This window comes from Chitinophaga sp. (genome assembly GCF_036569125.1).
Taxonomy (GTDB): domain Bacteria; phylum Bacteroidota; class Bacteroidia; order Chitinophagales; family Chitinophagaceae; genus Chitinophaga.
In genome coordinates, this window is sequence record NZ_DATCRF010000279.1 from 1 (window position 1) to 21,932 (window position 21,932).

The following is a 21,932-nucleotide window of genomic DNA, read 5'->3' on the forward strand; positions in this document are numbered from 1 at the left end:
TTGGTAAAATGAAATCCATTCTTTCCCACGTAGGCGCCTGGAGCCCGATGGCAGAACAAAAGGCTGCCGCCAAATACCTGGGTCAGAAAGAAGCTGTAAATAAATACCTGCAGCACTTTAAAGGTGAGGTAGAAGAAAGGCTGGTTAAGATCTATGAAGGTTTTGCTGCGCTGAAGAAAGCAGGCCACTCGGTGGATTGTATTGCGCCGCAGGCTGCCATTTACCTCACCATACGCCTGGACCTGAAGGGTAAGAAGAAGGCTGATGGCGCCGTACTGGCCGACCAGGCAGCTGTTACCTCTTACATACTGGACGAGGCTAAGCTGGCGGTAGTGCCGTTCTATGCGTTTGGCTCTTCCAGGGATTCCTCCTGGTACCGCCTGAGCGTAGGTACCTGCGTAAAAGAAGAGATACCGGCTATGCTGCAGCAGCTGAAAGTAGCGCTGGAAAAGCTGAAATAATATTTCCCTGGCTAACCGGAAAGGAGCCTTTGCTTCACATTGGGTTAGCTTACTATAAGAAAAGGCGGTCTGTAAAAGGCCGCCTTTTTTATTGCTGTTCAATACCTGTTCTATTCGGGTGCAACTGGTATGCTTCCCTCCTAAAAAGGCCCCGTTTCCCGTATGCAACCCTAGTGACACTCTACCCCCCTACATAAAACCCTACATCTTTTCCCACCCCATTTTATCGCTCCGCCTCATTGCCATCATCCTTAAATTTCAATCCTTATTTCCAATCTCCTGCTTAACGGCCTGATTCCGCTTTCCGCCTTACTTTCACCATCCTGGAGCAATGTGTTCATAATCACAAAAGAGTCCACGGCAGCGGCCATGGATTGTGGTTCATATGACCATTCAACCCATTTGTCACATTTCTACTGAAAAGCCCTGATCCACTCTTTCAACCACCTGCTTTCTCCCCATTCACCTTATCTGTTTCAACGATCATTTGTCACGGTACTGTTAATTGGTCAACTCTACTTACCAAATAAGGAAATTACCCGTACTTTTGACCCGAAAACGGAAATAGTCGAAAATTAGAAAGAAAGGATAAAAAGGCAGGATCTGCTACAAACAACAGGCATTCAATTCTAAAGACGAAACGTATGACCTTGCAGGAACGGATATTGGAAACGGCGCTTCGGTTATTCAGGACCTACGGTATCAAAAGTGTAACCATGTTTGATATTGCCAAGGAGTGCGGCGTTTCCAAAAAAACAGTGTATGAGCATTTTGCGGATAAGGAAGCACTGGTAAAAAGCGGTGTGCAAACGGTGCTGGATGGCTTGCAGCAGCAGCTGGACCATGGCCGCCGGCAGGCAGAGAATGCGATTGCAGAACAGCTGCAAACCGCGCACATACTGGAAGTGCTGGCCCGTACCATGAACCCGGTAATGATGCACGAGGTACGCAAATACCACCCCGAAGTAGGGCAGGCGGTAGAAGATTTCAGAAGGGATAATGTATTACAGGGCATTCGTGAGAACCTGGAAAGGGGCATAGAAGAAGGCCTGTACCACCCCTACCTGAAGCTGGATATTATGGCCCGTATGCGGCAGCTGCAGCTGGATGCTGCTTTTGACCAGGCCCAGTATCCTCCCGAACAATTTGATATGCACCAGGTGATGCAGGAGATCACCTTTAACTATATTATGGGTATTGCTACCCCTGAAGGGCGCAAGCTGGCCGGCCGGTACCTGGTAACGGCATCGGCGCCGTCTTTCAGCTTAGAGTAATTAACAGTTACTAACAGTGTAACAGTTGTAGGTTTAGGTAAATGGCCGGAATAATCATATCCCGGCTTTCCTTTTTTATAGAGGTTAAGATCATTGCCCGGCCCTGGCCCGGATCTCAGCAAAGGAATATTCCTTTACAATGTGGCCGTTCTCAAAAACGGTTTCCAGCTGATCGGCCAGGGCAGGCGCCTCCTGCAGCGTTAAGGTGCGGTATTCTCCATTTTCCTTTACCAGCTTTAAACGCCCGGCTTTGGAATGTTTAAAGGAAGTGCGCAGCTGCCCCTCTGCATTCAGCTCCACGGGGTTCTTTTGTACATCAATATCTTTTCCGTTCACCATAGCATAGGAGCATTTAAGGGCAAACTCCTGCGTATCGCGGTTTACACGCTGCAGCAAAGCTCCGCCCATGCCCAGGGCCAGGTTCTCTGCACTAATACCGGCCTGCTGAAGGGCCGCATAAATATTGCCGATGGAAGAAAGGCTGATGCCATCGCCCTGTATTACACGTACCTGCGGGGGCAATACCTTGTAGCCTTTTTCATTGGTGGTGAAGCCGAATTGCTTAAAAAGGATCTCAAATACCTGCAGCAGCGTACGCACCGGGTCGCCGCTATCGGGGCGTATGACCAGGGTGCCCTCCCGCTGCAGCACCTGCTGCTTCAGATCCTGGCCCCAATACTGCTCACAGGCGCGGAAAATATTGTAGGAATCGGATACGCAGGCTATTACCCCGGTAGGAAAGGTATCCAGCACATGCTTAAAAATAGCTTCCTCCCCTTTTTCACCCAGCAGGGTTACTATAGAGTGTTCTGTGGCGGGGATGGAAATGCCCGGGGCCTGCTGCGCGCCGTAATACCGTTTTGCAAAAATGGAAGCCGGCAGGGTGTCGCTGCCGGAAAAGTTCACCAGGTGGGCGCTGCCGCCCAGGCCTGCACTTTCCACAGAGCTGGCGCCCCGGAAGCCAAAATCATTCAGCACCAGGTCTATTCCCGCAAAGGAGGCGGCGCTGGCCGTAGCGTTATAATACTGTTTTATGATCTGTTTTATTTCCCGGGAAAGGGTGGCCACCGTGCAGGGATACCATACCTGCATCAGCAGGGTTTCCAGGAAGTTGGTAAGCCAAAAGCAGGCTGGGTCTGTATTCTCAATGGTCATCAGCACATTGCGCACCGGCACTACGGTGCCCTCCGGCACTGCCCTGATACGCACGGGCAGGTGCCCGCCATGGGTATGTACAATGTATTCAAACCGACGGCGGTCAAACACATCATCCCGTCCAAACACTTCCTGCAGCAGGGCCTCTGCCTCATTGATCTTTTCTTTGGTGAACACAATGCCCTGCAGGTAAGTTTTCAGATAATACTGCAGGCCGTAGAACACCGTGCTATCAAACTTGCCGCCCCTGCTTTCCAGGTAAGAGTATATATACTCCGTACCAGGCAGGTACAGCTTGTGATGCGAGTATTTATAGGCGTCTGCCAGCAGGATGAGGTTCTCGGGCATAATTATGATGTATGAGGTCTGAAGTAAGATGATCGCAGCGAATGATCCTGCTGCTTACTTCTATTTCGTTTTAATGTATTCATCGATCTGTTCCGTCCCTTTATGCAAATTAACAAACAGCGGGTTCTTTTGCGGATCAAATACAATGAGGGTCTGCGCCTCCCAGGCATCCTGGGGTACGGGCAATTCAATAATTACTTCCTGTCCGTTGCTGCGCCTGAAAAGCAGGCTATCCTTAGCGGCCACGTGGCGGGTGAACTGGTGCTGTTCCAGGTAGCTGATCAGCTCCTGCTGTTTTTGCTGTGCAGCGGCAGCGGTAGTGTCGCCTGCAGCCGGTTTTACCTGGCGCAGCACATATACTTTTTGCGTGATCAGGTCATAGCTATCTGTGTTCTGCTCATTACGGCCGCCACTGTTACAGGCTGCCAGCAGCAGAATGGACAATAAGAAATATCGCATGGTTTAGAACTGTATTTTAAATTGCTGTTGCTTGTTACCCCGTTTAACGACCACGGTAGTGGTATCCCCTTTTTTGAACGTACCCAGCGCCTGCATATAGGCTTCCAGGTTAGTAATATTTTGCTTGCCCAGCTGCACGATCACATCTCCCGCCAGCAGCCCTGCTTTTTGTGCGGGCCTGTTGTCCGACACCCCATCTACCCGAACGCCGCCGTTATTATACGTATAATCCGGCATAATACCCAGCGTTACCGAAAAACGGGCAGTGCTCATCTGCGGCTCTTTGGTGGGGGTAAAGGCCAGCTTCTCCTGCTTTTCTGTTCTTTCAATTACCTGGTAAATATATTTTATAACGGTAAGCTCCCCGTTGTAATTGATCTTATCTGCATCATCCGTAGGCTTGTGATAGTCGGCATGCGAGCCGGTAAAAAAGAACAATACCGGTACTTTGGCGCGGTAAAAAGAGGTATGGTCCGAGGGGCCTACGCCGCTGGAATCATAGGTAAGCTTCATCCCCTCTGCCGGCACCTGCTGCAGCAGCGGGCCCCAGGCCGGCGAGGTGCCCACCCCGCCTATCTGCAAACCTCTGGCCGCATCCAGGCGGCCTACCATATCTAGGTTGATCATGTAGTTCAGCTGCTCCATGGGTACGGGCGTGTGGCTGGTAAAATACCTGGAGCCGAACAGCCCCAGCTCTTCACCTGAAAAGGCTACCAGCATGAAGTTATTGCTTTTAAAACGGCCGCTTTTCAGCAGGCGGCCCAGCTCCAGCAGGGCGGCTGTACCACTGGCATTATCATCGGCCCCGTTGTGAATGGCCTTTTCACCCGTGTTCAGGGAGTTATGATCCTCCCCATAGCCCAGGTGGTCAAAGTGTGCGCCTATTACAATTGTTTTAAGCGCATCGTTATCAATATAGCCGATCACGTTAGTGCCGGTACGTTTGGTTTGTTTAAAAGCTACCTGCAGGCTTATCTGGAAACCGTCGGCTTCATCGCTTTTCAGCTTTTTGCTGATCACATCATTCACCCACAGCGCCGGGATGCTTAGCTTTTTGGCATTTTCATCCAGCCATTGCCGGGCCGTTGCCAGGTTATCTTTAGAGTTAAAGAAAATAACGCCGTTAGCGCCGTTCCTGGCAGCTTCCAGCGCTTTTTTGCGGTACTCCTCCAGCGGGGAGGCATGCGGGTTCAGCTCCAGGTCCTGCACATCTATAAGCCATATATTATCCGGCTCTTTTACCTGGGGCAGCACATCGCCCTTAGCGGTTTTTTCCGCGCTAAAAGGCAGGGGCACAAACTGTTCCCCGGCGGTAAAGTTTTCTTTATTAATGGTAAGCCGGGTGGTACCGGCAACTTCCCGGCCCTCCCGCACAATAAAGGTTTGCAGGTAGCCGCTGTCGCCTTTGGGTATTAAGCCATCCGCTTTCATTTGGCCGGCAATATAAGTGGCGGCTAATTGTTCTCCGGGGGTGCCGGTTCTGCGGCCTTCCAGCTGGTCGCTGGCCAGGTAGCTCACATGTGCCTGTAAATTGCCCAGGGTTTTCCGGTCGGCTTTCTTCTGGGCCTGTGATGATATGGTGGCCAGTAAGGATAAAGAGAGAAACCAGGTAGTTCGTTTCACAGTTAAAAGGATTTACTTTTTCAGACTTACGATGTTTTGTATTGCTGAAGATTTTACCACTGACCAGGACAGATCCAATTACGAATTATTCAATTACCAATTGAATGCCGCGATTGAATACTGTTTATTAAACGTAGCATATGCTATAATTTTTATATGGGACGATAAATAAGGGACTTTAAGATTGAAGTAATCCCGGAGATTACAAGTGCAATAAATAAAAGTTTATATCAAAGTCCAAAAGTTGAACCACTTCACTACGAACTACTTAATTATTCGCATTCATATCTATTTTTCAATGGTGCTCATGCCCCGCCCAAAGCGGGGTCGTAATTCGTAATTGAATAATTCGTAATTCACAGAAATTGCAATTATTACACCAAATTTGGATTTTCAACCTATTTTTGCCGCGTTAAAAACCAATCATACCCAAACAACCAACAAGATGTCTGAGATCAAAAACACGCCTTTTACCCCAAAACATGTGGCGCTGGGGGCCAAAATGGTTCCTTTTGCAGGTTATAACATGCCGGTTTCCTACACTGGTATTAATGATGAGCACCAGGCCGTACGCACCAATGCCGGTGTGTTTGATGTAAGCCACATGGGCGAGTTTATGTTAAAAGGGCCCGATGCGCTGGACCTTATTCAACGGGTTACCAGCAACGATGCTTCCAAATTAACCGCGGGCAAAGCCCAGTACAGCTGTTTACCGAATGCAGAAGGGGGGATTGTAGACGACCTGCTGGTATATTGCATAGAAGAAAATAAAGTGTACATGCTGGTGGTAAATGCCAGCAATATTGAGAAAGACTGGAACTGGATCAGCCGGCACAATACCAAAGGGGTGGAAATGCACAACATTTCCGATAAAACCTGCCTGCTGGCCATACAGGGGCCCAATGCCACCGGCATGCTGCAGCCGCTCACAGATATTGATATTATAAACCTGAAATATTACACTTTTGCCAAAGGCGCCTTTGCGGGAGTACCCAATGTGCTGATAAGCGCTACAGGTTATACCGGCGCAGGCGGCATAGAGATCTATTTTGAAGATAAGGACGGCGCTGCTGAAAAAATATGGGATGCCCTTTTTGCTACCGGCGGTCCTAAGGGATTGAAACCGATAGGCTTAGGCGCCCGTGATACCCTGCGCCTGGAAATGGGTTTTTGCCTGTACGGCAACGATATTGATGACCGTACTTCCCCGCTGGAGGCAGGCCTGGGCTGGATCACCAAGTTCACCAAGGACTTTACCGCCCGCGACATTATTGAAAAAACAAAAGCCGCCGGGGTTACGCAAAAGCTGGTAGGTTTTGAAATGATAGACAAGGGGATTCCCCGTCATGATTACGAGATCAGGAATGCAGCAGGCGAAGTAATAGGCCGGGTAACCTCCGGTACACAGTCGCCCTCCCTGCAAAAGGCCATTGGACTGGGATATGTAAAAACGCCCTACGCAGCACTGGGAAGCGAGATCTTTATTGCTGTGCGTGACAAACAGCTCAAAGCCAAAGTGGTAAAGGTGCCGTTTTTGGGGTAGGCAACAATTAGCGGTTGGCATTGAGCGTTTAGCTTTTGATAAAAGATTGAAAAATGTGCCTGCGGGCCATTATCTTAGCTGCAGCCACGGGGTTTTGACAGCTGAGCGCTAAACGTTTTCACACCATATCATTCTATGCCTACTATTCATCTGACCACAGTCATTTATGCTCCTATGGAAAGGGTTTTTGACCTGAGCCGGAGTATTACCCTGCACAAACGCAGCATGGCCCATTTACAGGAAGAGGCCATTAAAGGCCGCCTGAACGGGTTAATAGAAAATAATGAAACAGTGACCTGGCGTGCGCGCCATTTAGGTAAGAACCGGGTGCTTACCACCCGCACTACCGGCATGCGCAGCCCGGAGTATTTTTGCGATGAAATGGAGCAGGGCGATTTTAAGTACATGCGCCATGAACACCATTTTAAAGCAATTGAAAATGCTACGGTAGCTATAGATATTATGGATTTTGAAGTGCCTTACGGAAAGCTGGGGCAGCTGTTCACTAAATTTTATCTTAAAAAATATATGAGCCGCCTGCTACAGCAGCGTAACCGCGTAATAAAAGATTATGCGGAAACGGAGAAGTGGCGGGTGATCCTGGATTAATTAATAATGAATAATTAAGAATTAATAAGTACTGCGCAAATAATGCATTTCACTGCACTACATGTACTACGATTATTAATTATTCATTCTTAATTATTAATTTTTAAAAAGACGTGGAAATGAATGAACCGAATGGTGGCCCCTCGCTCGAAGTATGCCTGTCGCCGGCCTTATTACATTTGTATGATGTGAAGAACAGTATTGTTGTGATCATTGATGTGTTAAGGGCTACCTCTACTATCTGTACAGCATTATATAACGGCGCTGCCAAAATAATACCGGTAGCCTCTGTAGAAGAATGTGTGAACATAGGCCGCCAGCTGGGCGCCATTACTGCCGGTGAGCGGGATGGTAAAATTGCCGAAGGACTGGCTTATGGTAACTCCCCCTTTGAATACCCGCGTGATTTTATAGAAGGTAAGATCCTGGTGTTAACCACCACCAATGGCACCAAGCTGCTGCACATGGCAAAGGATGCCATCCAGATCATTACCGGATCGTTCCCGAACCTTTCTGCGGTATGTGATTACCTGGTAGCACAGGGTAAAAATGTGATCCTGGGCTGCGCGGCCTGGAAAGACCGTGTGAATATGGAAGATACCCTGTTTGCCGGGGCGGTGGTGCACCGCATTAAGCAGCATTTTAACGTGAACTGCGATTCTGCCCTGGCGGCAGAAACCCTGTATAACACCGCTAAAGACGATATTTTCGGCTTCATGCGCCAGGCCTCCCATTTCCAGCGCCTGTCACGCTACGGGCTGGAAAAAGACATCCGCTACTGCCTTACCCCGGATGGCGCTAATGTGCTGCCGCTGCTGAAGGACGGAGAGCTGGTGGTGGGGTAATTAACATTCTACGGTCTTGATCCGCTGCATTTTAATTCGTAATTCGTAATGACTAATTCGTAATTAACCATGTACGCCATCTGTTCCACCTGTGGTATTCAATACGAAGGTACGCCGGCACATTGCCCGGTATGTGAAGATGACCGCCAGTATGTAAATCCCGGCGGCCAGTCGTGGACTACGCTGGAACAGGTAACCCGCGGGCACCGCAACATCATTGAAAAAGTAGCGCCCAACCTGTACGCTATTCACACTACGCCGGCCTTTGCCATTGGCCAGCGGGCATACCTGCTCATTACCCCCGGCGGCAATATTCTCTGGGATTGTATCACTAACCTCGACGCCTCTACTATAGATCTTATTCAGCAGCTGGGTGGTATTAAAGCGATTGCCCTCTCGCACCCGCATTATTTTTCTACGATCGTGGAGTGGAGCCAGGCCTTTAATAATGCTCCGGTGTACGTACATGCCCTGGATGCGCAGTGGCTGGGCCGCAGGGACCCGGTAATTCGATTGTGGGAAGGCCCCCTGCTGCCTTTATGGGATAATATTGAGCTGGTGCTTTGCGGCGGGCATTTTCCCGGCGCTAACATCCTGCACTGGCCGGCCGGGCATGACGGTAAAGGCGTGTTGCTGGTGGGGGATGTGATCCAGGTATCCCCGGATCTGAGAACGGTGTCCTTCATGTATAGCTATCCCAACCTGATCCCACTCCCTAAGAGAGATATTCTGCAGATCCAGGCAGCCGTTAAACCATTGAAATATGATGCGCTGTACGGCGCTTTTGGCCGGGTGATTGCCGCCAACGGGCAGCAGGCCGTTGCATTTTCCATTGAGCGGTATTTACGGATATACGAATAGTCGATGGTCCATGGTCGATGGTCCATAGTCCATAGCCTTGTACGCGCATGAAGTGTAACATGGTTAGGCATGTTGGTCGTAAAGTTTTCATGAAATTTTAACGCACCAGCGATGGTAAATACTGTACCATCCTGCCACAATACACTACACCGCTATTATTACCTACCACGGTCAGACCTTCACCACGCTACATTCCATGGACTATGGACCATCGACCATGGACCGAACCTCTTACATTCCAAAAATTCTGCTTACTTTTGTGGATTGCCTTTTTATGAATTGCTAAAGATTTTAGTCTTTATAAAGCCTGGAATATATGTCACTACCCCAGTTATTAAAATACGTTTATAATAACGGCACCGATGAGGTGATCCGCAGGGGGAAACGTATATTCTCTACAGGCGGGGTAGAGCTGCTGGAGGCCGATCCCGTGCTGAAATCAGCCGCTTTCCGGGTAAAGAGCGATACGCACGCCAACTACTACAAAGTTACCATCGCCAAATACCACGATACCGGCAATATGTCGGTACGCTGCCAGTGCCCCTATAACCTGGGGGATATTTGCCGGCACGAGGCTGCAGCCCTGTTCCAGCTGCAGGAAATGCTGGACAAGAACCACTTTGATAGTTTTGAAACGCATTACAATCAGCAGCATACGCTGATAAAAATGAAGTCTATCGACCTCAAATCTATCAGGCTGCTCACCTCCCCGGAGATCTATGCAGAGGCGGAAAAAATACTGAAACATCATAAGATCCAGATCCGCAGCGCCAAAGATGAAAAGGTGGAAGCTTTGCTGAAGCTGGACGGGCAGGAATATCCGCTTATTATACAGCGGAATGAGGAGCGCAACTTTGATACCCATTGCATTTGCGATGAATCGGAACATCCCCTGTGTAAGCACAAAACGGCCCTGTTCCTGCAATTGCTGAATGCCAACGGCCCCTTTTATTTTGATACCCTGCGCAACTGGGATAAGGAAAAAAACAAGCTGCTGGCCATTTACGGCTATTCCCTTACAGATAACCTGGATGGTAAGTTTGCTTTCTCCTACATGGAGGGCAAGCCCTTCCTGCGTGTGCTGGACCCCAGCATTAAGCGGGTAGAAGCTCCTGTGGCCGGCCGGGCACAGCAGGCGCCGCCACCACCTCCGCCCGACATTGTGGTTACACAGCGTGTAGGCGTGGTGTTTAATGCCAATGAACCCCTGTATCCCTTTTTCCGGATAGACCTGGTGAGCGGGGAAGTGAATGAGGAGCAGAATGGTTTTGTATCGCTGGTGAACAAGCTGGACCTGACCAAATACATTGATTTTTACCAGTATAAAGAGCATGACCGCGAGCTGATCTCGCCCGTGCGTAAGCTGCAGTCAGGCGAGGTAAGTAAATACCTGAGCAAGAACTCGCCCTTTGCAGGCATCTGGGAAAATATTACCCACGATAATTCGGAAGAGCTGCCTACGGAAACCAAGGAGCTGATGCTGGAATACATGCATCCCAAGCTGGCCAAGCTGTTTCCGCAAATGGCAGAACATGGCCTGCTGTTCCTGCTACCCAACCGGCAGCAGTTTAAAACACGTAACCTGCAGCCCATTGCATTAGCCGGCGGCCGCCTGTTGCCCGTGTTTAAAACCCATACCGGCGAAAAGGAAGTGGAGATCACCTGTTATGTGAATATAGAGGGTGAGTTGGTGAATGTAACGGATAATGAGTGGGAAAGCCCGCTGCTGTTCCTTTACAAGGGTATGCTGCACCTGTTTGAAAATCCGCAGGATGCGCTGCATGTAGAGCTGTTCCGCAACACCGGCCGCTTACGTATACCCGTAACCGAATGGCCTACTTATTTAAAAGATTACCTGTTGCCCTTAAGCCGGCAATATGATATACAGTTTGATGCTTCCCTGCTGGCTGAGGTAGATGATATTTTACCGGAAAGCCGCGTGTACCTGAAAGAGATGGGCGAAACCTTTATTATTCAACCCGGCTTTGCCTACCATGGGCATGAGGTGGAGTGGAATGATGAAACCCGTATCACAGTGCAGGAAGGCAACAAGGTGCTCATTATTCACCGGAACAAAGCCGCGGAAGAGCAGTTTGTAGAAAGCATCCGGGCGCTGCACACCAATTTCAGTCAGCCCAGCAACAACAACTACTTTTACCTGCGCTCCAAAGAAGCGCTGAAGAACAACTGGTTCTTCCTGTTCTTTGATGCGCTGAAGGAAATGAATGTACGTGTGTTTGGCTTTGATGGCCTGCGCAACTTCAAGTTCAATTCCCATAAGCCGGTCACCAATCTGCAGATCAGCTCCGGCATTGACTGGTTTGATGCGCAGATAGAGGTGCTGTATGGCGATCAGCGTGTAAGCATTAAGGATATCAAACATGCGCTGGCCAATAAGCAGAACTATGTGCAGCTGGCAGATGGCTCCCTGGGCCTGCTGCCGGAGGAATGGCTGCGTAAATACTCCCTGCTGTTTAAGATCGGCGAGGAAAAAGATAAAGGGCTTAAGCTCAGCAAATACAACTTCAGCGTTATTGATGAGCTGTTTGAGTTTATTGATGATGAGGCTATTGTTATAGAGCTGGAGCAGAAGCGTAAAAAGCTGTTACAGTTTGATGAGATCCGCAATGTTTCCCTGCCGCATAACCTGAACGCCAATCTGCGTCCTTACCAGGAAAGCGGCTTCCAGTGGTTGAACTACCTGGATGAAGTGAAGTGGGGCGGTATTTTAGCCGATGACATGGGTTTGGGTAAAACCATCCAGGCGCTTACGTTTGTACAGCATTACAAGAACACCCATAACGATAAGTGTTTGGCGCTGGTGGTATGTCCTACTACGCTGATCTATAACTGGGAGAACGAGATCAAGAAGTTCACTCCTGAAATGCGTTACCATATTCATCATGGGCCTACGCGCATGAAGAATCCCGAAGAGCTGCAGAAGGTAGATATTATCATCACCACTTACGGTACCCTGCGCAGCGATGTGCAGCTGCTCATGAAAATGGAGTTCGATTATGTGATCCTGGATGAATCCCAGGCCATTAAGAACCCGCAGAGCAAGGTTACCAAAGCGGCGCAGCTGCTGCATACCAGGAATCGCCTGGCGCTGAGCGGTACGCCTATGCAGAACAATACTTTTGATATTTATGCGCAGATGAACTTCCTGAACCCCGGCATGCTGGGAAGTGTAGACTTTTTCAGGAATGAATTTGCCACGCCTATTGATAAGTTCCAGGATGAGGAGCGTAAAGATCATTTGCGTAAGCTCATTTATCCATTCATATTACGCCGCACCAAAGAGCAGGTGGCTAAAGAGCTGCCGGAGAAAATAGAAACCGTGATCTTCTGCGAAATGGATGCGGAGCAGCGTCATATTTACGATGCTTACCGCAATACCTACCGCTCCAAGATCTTAGGGGTGATAGAAGACCAGGGTATGGAACGCTCCCAGCTTACCATTTTACAGGGCCTGATGAAGCTGCGCCAGATCTGCGATTCACCGGCTATCCTGAATGAATCAGAGCAGTATCCCAACCACTCTGTAAAGCTGCATGAGCTTACAAGGGAAATGTCTGAGAATATCAGCAACCACAAAGTGCTGGTGTTTTCCCAGTTCCTGGGTATGCTGGCGCTTATTAAAGACCGCCTGCAGCACCTTAAAATTCCGTTTGAATATTTTGACGGCAGCACCAGCACCATGGAAAGGGAGCGGGCTATCCAGAACTTCCAGAATAATGAGGAGTGCCGTGTATTCCTGATCTCCCTGAAAGCCGGTGGTGTAGGTTTGAACCTTACCGCTGCCGACTATGTATATATTGTAGACCCCTGGTGGAATCCCGCTGTAGAGCAGCAGGCCATTGACCGTACCCACCGTATTGGCCAAACCAAGAACATTTTTGCCTACCGCATGATCTGTAAGGATACGGTGGAGGAAAAGATCTTACAGCTGCAGGAGCGCAAGAAATCTTTGGTAAAAGATATTATTGCCGATGATACCGGCTTTATTAAGAAGCTGTCGAAGGAGGATGTGCTGTATTTGTTCAGTTAGATCGCTCAGGAAAAAGCCTTAAATTTGATGTATGAAGCTCAGCCAGCAAGATATTCAAGTCATCCGGCAGTACTTTGCAGATAAACCTGTGAAGAAAGCTTTCATTTTTGGATCCTATGCCAGGAATGAAGCAGATGCTAAAAGTGACCTGGATATATTGGTGGAGCTGGATTATACTACACATATTGGCTTAGGCTTTGTAAAAATGAAGCTGGATTTGGAAGATAAGCTGCACCGCCAGGTTGACCTGGTATCCAACCAGGCAGTATCGCAGCATTTATTGCCTTTCATCAATGCAGATAAGCAATTGATCTATGAAAGGTAGTTTAGGCGATAAGCAACGATTGTTGCATATACTGGAAGCTATAACAGAAATAGAGAATTATACCGCCAACCAAACTTTCCCTGATTTTATTGCCAACTCTATGATGCGTTTCGCATCCATAAAACAAATTGAAATTATTGGCGAAGCTGCTAACCTGGTTACAGTGCCTACGCGCGAACAGTTCTCTGATATTGAATGGCGCCAGATCATTGGCCTGCGGCATATCCTGGTGCATGAATACTTTGGCATAGATGCGCAGCTGATATGGCAGGTGATCATTGATGACCTGCCTGTTTTAAAAACCAGGGTTCAGGAGATATTGGCACAATTGCCGTAAATAACCCTACGCCATCAATTTTATCAGCAACACCGGCAGTCCCAGGGAAACACCTATTCCGTACAACAGATCCAGCCAGAAAAAGGAGCCCAGCGCGCCGGCATAGATAATGCCTACCACCGGCACTGTTACCACCTTCAGCCATTTCGGCGTATCATCCCCATGCCACAGCGTATTCCACAGGGTTTGTGCATCGCCGGTGCTGGGAAAAGCATGCATACCAATAGAAATAGACAGGTACAGTAAAAAATAATCCAGCGGGTTGCCGCTGCTGAATTTCATAACCGGTATGGCTGCTGGGAAAGCAATAATAGCTGCCAGCAAAGTATTCACTATAAAAGGGCCTATGCCTATCCAAAGCTGGTGTACGGGATTGCGTACCGGTTCATGGATCACATAACCGGCCGGGTTAGCGGCCTGAAAATATTTTACTTCAAACACGGCTACCCCGCACAAACGGCAAAATAGCTGGTGCGCCAGCTCATGAACTACCACACCCGGAAAAGTAACGATCGTAATTATAATACCTGGAACAAAGAACATATTGAATACATTAATCTCTGTAAGTAATAGTGCCGGCAATCACCCCTTGCAGGTTACCAAGCCCGCTGGTATCTGTATTGTGTTTTAACCGCGCCAGCAGCGCATCGCGCTCTTTGGTTTGCTTGTTGAAATGATAGGCCAGTACAAGCTGCTGCATAATATTTGAGTTATCAGGTTCCAGGCCGTAGGCGTACAGCGCTTTTTCCAGTGCCTGTTTATCCAGTTTTTGTTTCAGCAGTATTTTTACCAGCGATGCATATGCATATACTGATTCTGCGTTCAATTGCAGCCAGCGGTTACAGACCTTTGCAGCCCTTTCATATTGCTTTTGTTCCCGGCAAGCCGCTGCCAGCAGGCTATAGGGCATTTGAAACTCCGGTGCATCTGCTAATATGCCTTCACAAAGGCTGTCGGTAGCAGTGTATTGCCGCGCATCAAAATATATATCGGCCAGCAGGTAGCCGGCCAGGTTATCCTTCGGGTGTTGTTGCAGATACTTTTCCAGGGCGGCCCGGCGGGCTACGGTATCATCCAGCAACCGGGTGTATTGTGAGCTAAAAGCAGTGTCTTCGAAATGGTAATGTTTAATGCCATCCAATACCCCGTTCACCTGTTCAACCAGCTCATTATCATCCTTATCAGTAACAGAGGTGCCGCCCCAGCGCTTCAGCGCACTGTCTACCGCTTCCAGGTGGTTATTGTAAAAAGCCGCGATCATGTAATGGCAGGCGCCTTTCATGTATTCAGGGTAGTCCTTTAGTGTTTGCCGCAGCGCAGTTTCTGCACTTACATATTTATGCTGCTCCTCCAGCTTTAATGCCCGCTCATAATTGAGGCCTGCCGTAAAAGATTTTGGAAACTTGGCCAGGGACACTAATACCAGCAAACCCACGCCCAGGGCTGCCCATAGCACTTCTTTCTTAATGGGATAACGGCTTAGCTCGCGGCGGCAGGGGGCGCACAGTCTTATCTTTAACCTTCTTCATAGGATGGGATGCCGCATTTCTGGCAGCCATCATTCCCCGCCGTCCCCTGCGCAGGAATGTTGTCATTTACTTCCATAGGTACTCTTGAATTGGGGTATCAAGATATAATAAAAATACAAATGTGTTATCCCACTATCATTGCATTTTCTGCAATCACCCTTCCGTTTCTGCATGGTTCTGTAACCTGCTTTTTCATCTGCCCAAAACCTTACTCCCGATTTTGTAATTGACTATCAATTGCTTACCCATCCTTTCACTCCCTGCATGCCAACACTGGCATTCCAATAGCTTTTACCTGCCCGTAACAATCACAAACCTATATGTTACCAGACACAAAAATTTCTCAGCTGATCAGTCACCAGATCCCGGGTCTCAGCTACGTAATGTGGCAGTTCCGGCTCAGCGGCCCGGTGTATGAAGTGATCCATGTATTTACAGACTACACCCGGCGCATGATCCGTGGCGGGCGATTGAATGAAGCCCGGAAATGTTTCACCATAGCGGCGGTGTTATACCGCAACGGCAGCAGCCTGCTGCGCAATGCAATTGAAAGTGTATACCTGTACGGGTTATCGCCCCTGCTGGATACCGCCTGCAATAACCAGCCGCTAAAAGCATTGCTGCCCGTTACGCTGCAGCAGATAAGGATCCAGCAGATCCAGCACGGTACCACTAATTAAAATATACATCATTATGCTTACCATTCTCTTATTACTCGCAGGCCTGGCCTGTTTTGTATTGTTCTTCCGATCTATTGATTATTTCGACCGCATATAACAGCTAAAAACTATGATGAACGCATTATTTATCCTGGCCATAGGGGTGTTCCTGTACATGATCTATGTATTGCTGAAACCCGAAAAGTTTTAAACAAACAAGCCAAAAGAAAAAAGATGACAACAGAAATTTTAGGCGTAATTATCACCTATGCACTCACACTACTACTGGCCTGGCCTTTAGGAAAATACATTGCCAAAGTATTTAAGGGAGAAAGAACCTGGTCAGATTTTATGGCGCCGCTGGAACGCCTGTTCTACAAACTATCCGGCATTAATCCTAAAGAGGAAATGAACTGGAAGCAGCACCTGAAAGCGCTGCTCACCATTAACCTGGTATGGTTTGTATACGCATTCTTTGCATTGCTGTTCCAGGACAAGCTGCCCCTGAACCCGGACGGTAATCCCGGCCAAACACCAGACCTGGCCTTTAACACCGCCATTAGCTTTGTGGTGAACTGTAACCTGCAGCACTATTCGGGTGAAAGCGGGGTAACTTATTTTACCCAGCTGTTTGTGCTGGAGTTCCTGCACTTTGTAAGCGCCGCCACTGGTATAGCTTCACTGATAGTAGTATTAAAAGCGTTAAAAGATAAAACCACCAGTAAGCTGGGTAACTTCTGGGACTTTTTTGTAAAAACCATTACCCGCATTTTATTACCGCTATCCATTGTTATTGCCATTATACTGGCCTTTAATGGCACCCCTGCCAGCTACAAAGGGAAAGACACTTATGTAAGCCTGCAGGGCGATACGGTAAATGTATCCCGCGGCCCTGCTGCCGGTATGATAGCCATTAAACACCTGGGCACCAATGGTGGTGGCTGGTTTGGCGCTAACTCAGCACACCCGCTGGAAAACCCTAACTATATTACCTACATCACGGAAATGGTAGCGCAGGTAGTGCTGCCCATAGCCATGATCTTTGCGCTGGGCTTTTTCATAAACCGAAAAAAGTTTGCGTATGTGGTTTTCGGCATCATGACATTGGGCATGCTCTGTTTAGTGATACCAACCATCATTACGGAAATACATGGCAGTCCCGCTATTGCGCACATGGGCATAGCGCAGCCTACAGGAGCCATGGAAGGTAAAGAAGTACGGTTTGGTCCTGCGGGATCGGCGTATTGGAGCATCGTCACCACCATTATCTCCACCGGTTCTGTAAATGCTATGCACGACAGCACCATGCCGCTCAGCGGATTAATGCAGCTGCTGGGCATGATGGTGAACAGCTTTTACGGCGGCTGCGGGGTAGGCTTCCTGAACTATTACATCTACATTATTATAGCCGTGTTTATATCGGGCCTTATGGTAGGCCGTACGCCGGAGTTCATGGGCCATAAGCTGGAAGCGCGTGAAATAAAAATAGCCGCGCTCATTACCCTGTTATCACCTTTCCTGATACTGGCCGGTACAGCGTTATCATCCTTTATCCTGGCGCATCATCCGGATGCTGACTGGGCAGTGAAGCCATCCGCCTGGTTAAATAACCCGGGTTACCATGGTTTTTCTGAAATGCTGTATGAATACACATCTTCCAATGCCAATAATGGCTCCGGGTTTGAAGGGTTGGGCGATAATAATATTTTCTGGAATGTGAGCACGGGCTTTATCCTGATCCTGGGCCGCTTTCTGCCCATCATTGGGCCGGTAGCCATTGCAGGCTTAATGGCCAACAAAAAATTCATACCCGCAGCTGCAGGCACCTTAAAAACAGATTCGCTCACTTTTGGGGTAATGACCTTTGCGGTGATCATCATCATTAATGCGCTGTCGTACTTCCCCGCGCTGGCGCTGGGTCCTATAGCAGAATATTTTTCCATGCATTAATGAACAATAGCTATAACAAATGAAAAATAAAGATAACAGACTTTTTCCGCGGGAGCTGGTGAAGGAAAGCTTACAGCAATCCTTTATAAAGCTGAACCCCCGGTTAATGATAAAGAACCCGGTGATGTTCACCGTTGAATTAGGCACCATAGTAATGCTGATCGTTACGTTGTATGCCATCATCACCAAACATACAGACCAGGGCAGCGTAGCCTATAATGGGCTGGTGTTCCTGGTGCTGCTGCTCACCGTTTTGTTTGCCAACTTTGCGGAAGCCATTGCAGAAGCCCGCGGTAAAGCCCAGGCAGAGAGCCTGCGTAAAACCCGCGAGGAAACACCTGCCAAGCTGATACGCACCATAGGTGAAGTATTTATGAATGAAGTGCAGGTAATATCATCCGCACAGCTGCGTAAAGGAGATGTATTCCTGTGTGAGCCGGGCGATATTATACCGGCCGATGGGGAGATCATTGAAGGTCTGGCCAGCATAGATGAATCGGCTATTACCGGTGAAAGTGCGCCGGTGATAAGGGAAGCCGGGGGCGATAAGTCGAGCGTGGTAGGCGGTACCAAAGTATTGAGCGACCGTATTAAAGTGCAGGTAAGCACAGAACCCGGCGAATCTTTTTTAGATAAGATGATTGCCCTGGTAGAAGGCGCCAGCCGTCAGAAAACGCCGAATGAAATAGCGCTGACCATATTGCTGGCCAGCTTTACACTGGTGTTCATTATTGTATGCGTAACCTTAAAACCGTTTGCCGATTATGCGCAAACGCCCATTACCATTGCGGCCTTCATCTCTTTGTTTGTATGCCTGATACCCACTACCATTGGCGGTTTGCTTTCAGCGATTGGTATTGCGGGTATGGACCGTGCCCTGCGCGCCAATGTAATTACCAAATCAGGTAAGGCAGTGGAAACAGCCGGCGACGTAGATGTGCTGCTGTTGGATAAGACCGGCACCATCACTATTGGTAACCGTAAGGCCACTAATTTTTATGCGGCTAACGGCGTATCCAAAGAAGAATTTGTAAAGCTCTGCGCCATCAGCTCCCTGTCCGACGAAACGCCGGAAGGCAAGTCCATTGTGGAGCTGGCCGGTAAGGAAGTGGTAAGCAAGCTGTCCGTAAATGGCGCTACGCTGGTAAAGTTCACGGCCGAAACCCGCAGCAGCGGTATTGACCTGTCAGACGGTACCCGCATCCGCAAAGGCGCGTCTGATGCAATGCAAAAGCTGGCGGCTAATGCCGGCCATAGCGTACCGGCCGAAACGCTGGAGAAGGTAAAAGCTATTGCCAAAGATGGCGGTACGCCCCTGGTGGTGGCCCTTAACAGCCAGGTACAGGGCGTAATAGAATTACAGGATATTATTAAACCCGGCATACAGGAACGGTTTGAGCGCCTGCGTAAGATGGGCGTAAAAACAGTAATGGTTACGGGCGATAATCCTTTAACGGCCAAATACATTGCTACCAAAGCCGGGGTGGATGATTTTATTGCAGAAGCCAAACCGGAGGACAAAATGGCCTACATTAAAAAAGAGCAGACCGAAGGCCGCCTGGTAGCTATGATGGGCGATGGCACCAACGATGCGCCGGCCCTGGCCCAGGCGGATGTTGGCGTGGCCATGAACAGCGGTACACAGGCTGCAAAAGAAGCCGGTAACATGGTGGACCTGGATAATGATCCCACCAAGCTGATCGAGATCGTGGAAATAGGCAAGCAGCTGCTCATGACGCGCGGCACGCTCACCACCTTTTCCATTGCCAATGATGTGGCTAAATACTTTGCCATTGTGCCGGCGCTGTTCATTGCCTCTATTCCTGCCCTGCAGGGCATTAATATCATGCGCCTGCACAGCCCTGAATCAGCTATCCTGAGCGCGGTGATATTCAACGCCATTATTATTCCCCTGCTTATTCCGCTGGCATTAAGAGGCGTGGCTTACAAGCCCATTGGCGCCAGCGCGCTGTTGCGCAGGAACCTGCTTATTTATGGTGTGGGCGGGGTAATAGTACCGTTTATTGGTATTAAGCTCATAGACCTGTTCATTAGTATGTTCTTTTAACACTTAACAACAACCAACATGAAACGATATATTTTTCCTGCCGTAAGATTGACCCTGGTGCTGATAGTGGTGCTGGCAGGCCTGTTCCCGCTGCTTATTGCCGCTGTGGCTAAAATGGCGCCCGGTAAGGGCGATGGTGTAACGGTAATGCATAAAGGAAAAGTAGTAGGCTACGCCAACATTGGCCAGAAATTTACTGAAGATAAATATTGCTGGTCGCGCCCCTCAGCGGTGGATTATAATGCCGCCGGTTCCGCAGGTTCCAACAAAGGCCCCTCTAACCCGGATTACCTGAAAACAGTGCAGGAAAGGATTGATACTTTCCTGGCGCATAACCCCGGTGTGAATAAAGGAGACATACCAGCAGAGCTGGTTACCGCATCCGGCAGCGGCCTGGATCCTGATCTTTCCCCTGCAGCAGTGGAAATACAGATCCCCCGTATTGCCAAAGCACGCGGTGTGGCGCCGGAGCGCATTAAAGCGCTGGTGAAACAAAATACAAAAGGGCCTTTACTGGGGTTGTTAGGGCCGTCTAAGGTGAATGTGCTGCAGCTCAACATAGCTTTGGACGATATGCAGTAATTAAGATCATCTTTTTTAGTATTTCATATCCTATGAAGATTTAAAAACCGTTAAGTACGTTCCCCGCGCTCCGCTGCTGAAAGGGCAGTGGGGCGCTATTTCAGCAACAACCATTTCTCCAACAATATTTTATGAAGCAACTTTTAATCAGTGCAGCCATGCTTACTATTACGGCTACACGCGTATTTTCACAAGACAGCATAGCCGCAAAGGAACCCGGAAAACTTACCTTTTCCGGTTATGCAGAAGTTTATTACAGTTATGATTTCAATAACCCGGGCAATCATTTGAAGCCAGGATTTATCTATAGCTACAACCGGCATAATGAGGTGAACCTGAACCTGGGCTTTGTGAAAGCCAACTATACATCCGACAGGGTACGGGGTAATATTGCTATTATGGCCGGTACCTATGCGCAATACAACATGGCCGCAGAACCGGAGCTGCTGCGGCATGTGTACGAGGCAAATGCAGGCCTGCGCATCGGGAAAGGGCTTTGGGTTGATGCCGGCATAATGCCCTCCCATATTGGGTTTGAAAGCGCCATTGGAAAAGATTGCTATACCCTTACCCGCAGTATTATGGCTGATAATACGCCCTATTATGAAGCCGGCGTTAAAATAACCTGGAACCCCAGCGAACAATGGACCCTGGCTGCCATGTACCTGAACGGCTGGCAGCGCATTCAGCGGGTGAACGGAAATCAAACACCCGCCTTTGGCACCCAGGTAACCTTTAAACCCAATGATAAGGTAGCGCTGAACTACAGTACATTTATTGGCAATGATAAACCAGACAGCGCCCGGCAAATGCGGTATTTTAATGACCTTTACGGTACCTTTAGCATAGGAGATAAATGTACGCTGGTAGCAGGTATTGACTATGGTTTGGAGCAGGCCGCAAAAGGCAGCAGTAAGATGAATACCTGGTACAGCCCTATTCTTATAGCCCGGTATGCGCTTACGGATAAAGTGGCCCTGGCCGGCCGTGTAGAACATTATAATGATAAGCACGGCGTTATTATTAGCACGGGTACTGCCAATGGTTTTCAAACCACCGGCTACTCCCTGAACCTGGATGTAAAGCCTATGGATAATGTGCTGTTCAGGATCGAGGGAAAATATTACGACAGCAAAGACGCCATATTTGTAAAGGATGATGAGCTGAAGACCGGAAATGCATCGGTAACCACCTCACTATCTTTCTGGTTTTAACCACATACCTGTTATGACAGACAAAGAACATTCGGTACA

The 21,932-nt window shown here is 48.8% G+C and carries 19 protein-coding genes and 1 pseudogene; 15 read left to right on the forward strand and 5 right to left on the reverse strand.

Going from position 1 to position 21,932, the window contains the following annotated elements:
• Positions 1–461: pseudogene (locus VIM87_RS10200) on the forward strand (pyridoxal phosphate-dependent aminotransferase); the annotation flags it as partial.
• A gap of 644 nt (positions 462–1,105) precedes the next feature.
• Complete coding sequence (locus VIM87_RS10205; RefSeq protein ID WP_331996896.1) at positions 1,106–1,735, forward strand: helix-turn-helix domain-containing protein; 630 nt, start codon at positions 1,106–1,108, stop codon at positions 1,733–1,735.
• 90 nt (positions 1,736–1,825) lie between these two features.
• Here VIM87_RS10205 and VIM87_RS10210 read toward each other — a convergent pair whose 3' ends face one another.
• The 3 genes from VIM87_RS10210 to VIM87_RS10220 are packed head-to-tail and all read right to left on the reverse strand — an operon-like array spanning position 1,826 to position 5,320.
• A complete protein-coding gene (locus VIM87_RS10210) occupies positions 1,826–3,238 on the reverse strand; it encodes a nicotinate phosphoribosyltransferase (protein WP_331996897.1) in 1,413 nt (470 codons plus the stop codon).
• A gap of 60 nt (positions 3,239–3,298) precedes the next feature.
• The gene (locus VIM87_RS10215) at positions 3,299–3,697 is read right to left on the reverse strand and encodes a hypothetical protein (protein ID WP_217604785.1); all 399 of its coding nucleotides are present in this window, start codon (positions 3,695–3,697) and stop codon (positions 3,299–3,301) included.
• 3 nt (positions 3,698–3,700) lie between these two features.
• A complete protein-coding gene (locus VIM87_RS10220; RefSeq protein ID WP_331996898.1) occupies positions 3,701–5,320 on the reverse strand; it encodes a M28 family peptidase in 1,620 nt (539 codons plus the stop codon).
• Positions 5,321–5,765: 445 nt separating this feature from the next.
• Here VIM87_RS10220 and gcvT point away from each other — a divergent pair, with 445 nt between their 5' ends.
• From gcvT to VIM87_RS10255, 7 genes are all read left to right on the forward strand, one after another.
• Positions 5,766–6,863 (forward strand): glycine cleavage system aminomethyltransferase GcvT, encoded by a 1,098-nt coding sequence (gene gcvT / locus VIM87_RS10225; protein ID WP_349257569.1) that lies wholly within the window; start codon positions 5,766–5,768, stop codon positions 6,861–6,863.
• A 174-nt stretch (positions 6,864–7,037) separates the two neighbouring features.
• Entirely contained in the window at positions 7,038–7,472 is a 435-nt protein-coding gene (locus tag VIM87_RS10230; RefSeq protein WP_331996899.1) for an SRPBCC family protein, read from the forward strand.
• Positions 7,473–7,591: 119 nt separating this feature from the next.
• A complete protein-coding gene (locus VIM87_RS10235) occupies positions 7,592–8,317 on the forward strand; it encodes a 2-phosphosulfolactate phosphatase (RefSeq protein WP_331996900.1) in 726 nt (241 codons plus the stop codon).
• A gap of 69 nt (positions 8,318–8,386) precedes the next feature.
• Entirely contained in the window at positions 8,387–9,178 is a 792-nt protein-coding gene (locus VIM87_RS10240) for an MBL fold metallo-hydrolase (RefSeq protein WP_331996901.1), read from the forward strand.
• A 316-nt stretch (positions 9,179–9,494) separates the two neighbouring features.
• Positions 9,495–13,229, forward strand: a complete 3,735-nt coding sequence (locus VIM87_RS10245; protein WP_331996902.1) for a DEAD/DEAH box helicase — start codon at positions 9,495–9,497, stop codon at positions 13,227–13,229.
• Between the two features lie 31 nt (positions 13,230–13,260).
• The gene (locus VIM87_RS10250; protein WP_331996903.1) at positions 13,261–13,554 is read left to right on the forward strand and encodes a nucleotidyltransferase family protein; all 294 of its coding nucleotides are present in this window, start codon (positions 13,261–13,263) and stop codon (positions 13,552–13,554) included.
• On the forward strand, positions 13,544–13,891 hold the full coding sequence (locus tag VIM87_RS10255) for a DUF86 domain-containing protein (protein ID WP_331996904.1): 348 nt from the start codon (positions 13,544–13,546) through the stop codon (positions 13,889–13,891). The genes VIM87_RS10250 and VIM87_RS10255 overlap by 11 nt, the downstream gene beginning before the upstream one ends.
• A gap of 6 nt (positions 13,892–13,897) precedes the next feature.
• Here VIM87_RS10255 and VIM87_RS10260 read toward each other — a convergent pair whose 3' ends face one another.
• Both VIM87_RS10260 and VIM87_RS10265 read right to left on the reverse strand, forming a co-directional pair.
• Positions 13,898–14,434 (reverse strand): metalloprotease family protein, encoded by a 537-nt coding sequence (locus VIM87_RS10260; protein ID WP_331996905.1) that lies wholly within the window; start codon positions 14,432–14,434, stop codon positions 13,898–13,900.
• 10 nt (positions 14,435–14,444) lie between these two features.
• Complete coding sequence (locus tag VIM87_RS10265) at positions 14,445–15,347, reverse strand: hypothetical protein (protein ID WP_331996906.1); 903 nt, start codon at positions 15,345–15,347, stop codon at positions 14,445–14,447.
• Between the two features lie 393 nt (positions 15,348–15,740).
• Here VIM87_RS10265 and VIM87_RS10270 point away from each other — a divergent pair, with 393 nt between their 5' ends.
• The 6 genes from VIM87_RS10270 (at position 15,741) to VIM87_RS10290 (ending at position 21,893) form a co-directional block, all read left to right on the forward strand.
• On the forward strand, positions 15,741–16,100 hold the full coding sequence (locus tag VIM87_RS10270; RefSeq protein WP_331996907.1) for a DUF7674 family protein: 360 nt from the start codon (positions 15,741–15,743) through the stop codon (positions 16,098–16,100).
• A gap of 112 nt (positions 16,101–16,212) precedes the next feature.
• Complete coding sequence (locus VIM87_RS31400) at positions 16,213–16,290, forward strand: potassium-transporting ATPase subunit F (protein ID WP_414649618.1); 78 nt, start codon at positions 16,213–16,215, stop codon at positions 16,288–16,290.
• A 23-nt stretch (positions 16,291–16,313) separates the two neighbouring features.
• Positions 16,314–18,029 carry a potassium-transporting ATPase subunit KdpA gene (kdpA, locus tag VIM87_RS10275; RefSeq protein WP_331996908.1) on the forward strand — a complete coding sequence of 572 codons (1,716 nt, stop codon included), beginning with the start codon at positions 16,314–16,316 and terminating at the stop codon, positions 18,027–18,029.
• A gap of 19 nt (positions 18,030–18,048) precedes the next feature.
• A complete protein-coding gene (kdpB, locus tag VIM87_RS10280) occupies positions 18,049–20,097 on the forward strand; it encodes a potassium-transporting ATPase subunit KdpB (protein WP_331996909.1) in 2,049 nt (682 codons plus the stop codon).
• 18 nt (positions 20,098–20,115) lie between these two features.
• Complete coding sequence (locus VIM87_RS10285) at positions 20,116–20,679, forward strand: K(+)-transporting ATPase subunit C (protein WP_331996910.1); 564 nt, start codon at positions 20,116–20,118, stop codon at positions 20,677–20,679.
• A gap of 131 nt (positions 20,680–20,810) precedes the next feature.
• Positions 20,811–21,893: a porin gene (locus VIM87_RS10290; protein ID WP_331996911.1), complete on the forward strand. Its 1,083-nt coding sequence runs from the start codon at positions 20,811–20,813 to the stop codon at positions 21,891–21,893.
• Positions 21,894–21,932 lie beyond the last annotated feature (39 nt).

Coding starts and splice junctions, on each gene's coding strand:
- kdpA (WP_331996908.1), top strand. CDS start 16,314: ATGACAACAGAAATTTTAGGCGTAATTATCACCTATGCACTCACACTA.
- VIM87_RS10250 (WP_331996903.1), top strand. CDS start 13,261: ATGAAGCTCAGCCAGCAAGATATTCAAGTCATCCGGCAGTACTTTGCA.
- VIM87_RS10230 (WP_331996899.1), top strand. CDS start 7,038: ATGGAAAGGGTTTTTGACCTGAGCCGGAGTATTACCCTGCACAAACGC.
- VIM87_RS10215 (WP_217604785.1), bottom strand. CDS start 3,697: ATGCGATATTTCTTATTGTCCATTCTGCTGCTGGCAGCCTGTAACAGT.
- VIM87_RS10290 (WP_331996911.1), top strand. CDS start 20,811: ATGAAGCAACTTTTAATCAGTGCAGCCATGCTTACTATTACGGCTACA.
- VIM87_RS10270 (WP_331996907.1), top strand. CDS start 15,741: ATGTTACCAGACACAAAAATTTCTCAGCTGATCAGTCACCAGATCCCG.
- VIM87_RS10260 (WP_331996905.1), bottom strand. CDS start 14,434: ATGTTCTTTGTTCCAGGTATTATAATTACGATCGTTACTTTTCCGGGT.
- VIM87_RS10245 (WP_331996902.1), top strand. CDS start 9,495: ATGTCACTACCCCAGTTATTAAAATACGTTTATAATAACGGCACCGAT.
- VIM87_RS10240 (WP_331996901.1), top strand. CDS start 8,387: ATGTACGCCATCTGTTCCACCTGTGGTATTCAATACGAAGGTACGCCG.
- VIM87_RS10255 (WP_331996904.1), top strand. CDS start 13,544: ATGAAAGGTAGTTTAGGCGATAAGCAACGATTGTTGCATATACTGGAA.
- VIM87_RS31400 (WP_414649618.1), top strand. CDS start 16,213: ATGAACGCATTATTTATCCTGGCCATAGGGGTGTTCCTGTACATGATC.
- VIM87_RS10235 (WP_331996900.1), top strand. CDS start 7,592: ATGAATGAACCGAATGGTGGCCCCTCGCTCGAAGTATGCCTGTCGCCG.
- gcvT (WP_349257569.1), top strand. CDS start 5,766: ATGTCTGAGATCAAAAACACGCCTTTTACCCCAAAACATGTGGCGCTG.
- kdpB (WP_331996909.1), top strand. CDS start 18,049: ATGAAAAATAAAGATAACAGACTTTTTCCGCGGGAGCTGGTGAAGGAA.
- VIM87_RS10210 (WP_331996897.1), bottom strand. CDS start 3,238: ATGCCCGAGAACCTCATCCTGCTGGCAGACGCCTATAAATACTCGCAT.
- VIM87_RS10285 (WP_331996910.1), top strand. CDS start 20,116: ATGAAACGATATATTTTTCCTGCCGTAAGATTGACCCTGGTGCTGATA.
- VIM87_RS10205 (WP_331996896.1), top strand. CDS start 1,106: ATGACCTTGCAGGAACGGATATTGGAAACGGCGCTTCGGTTATTCAGG.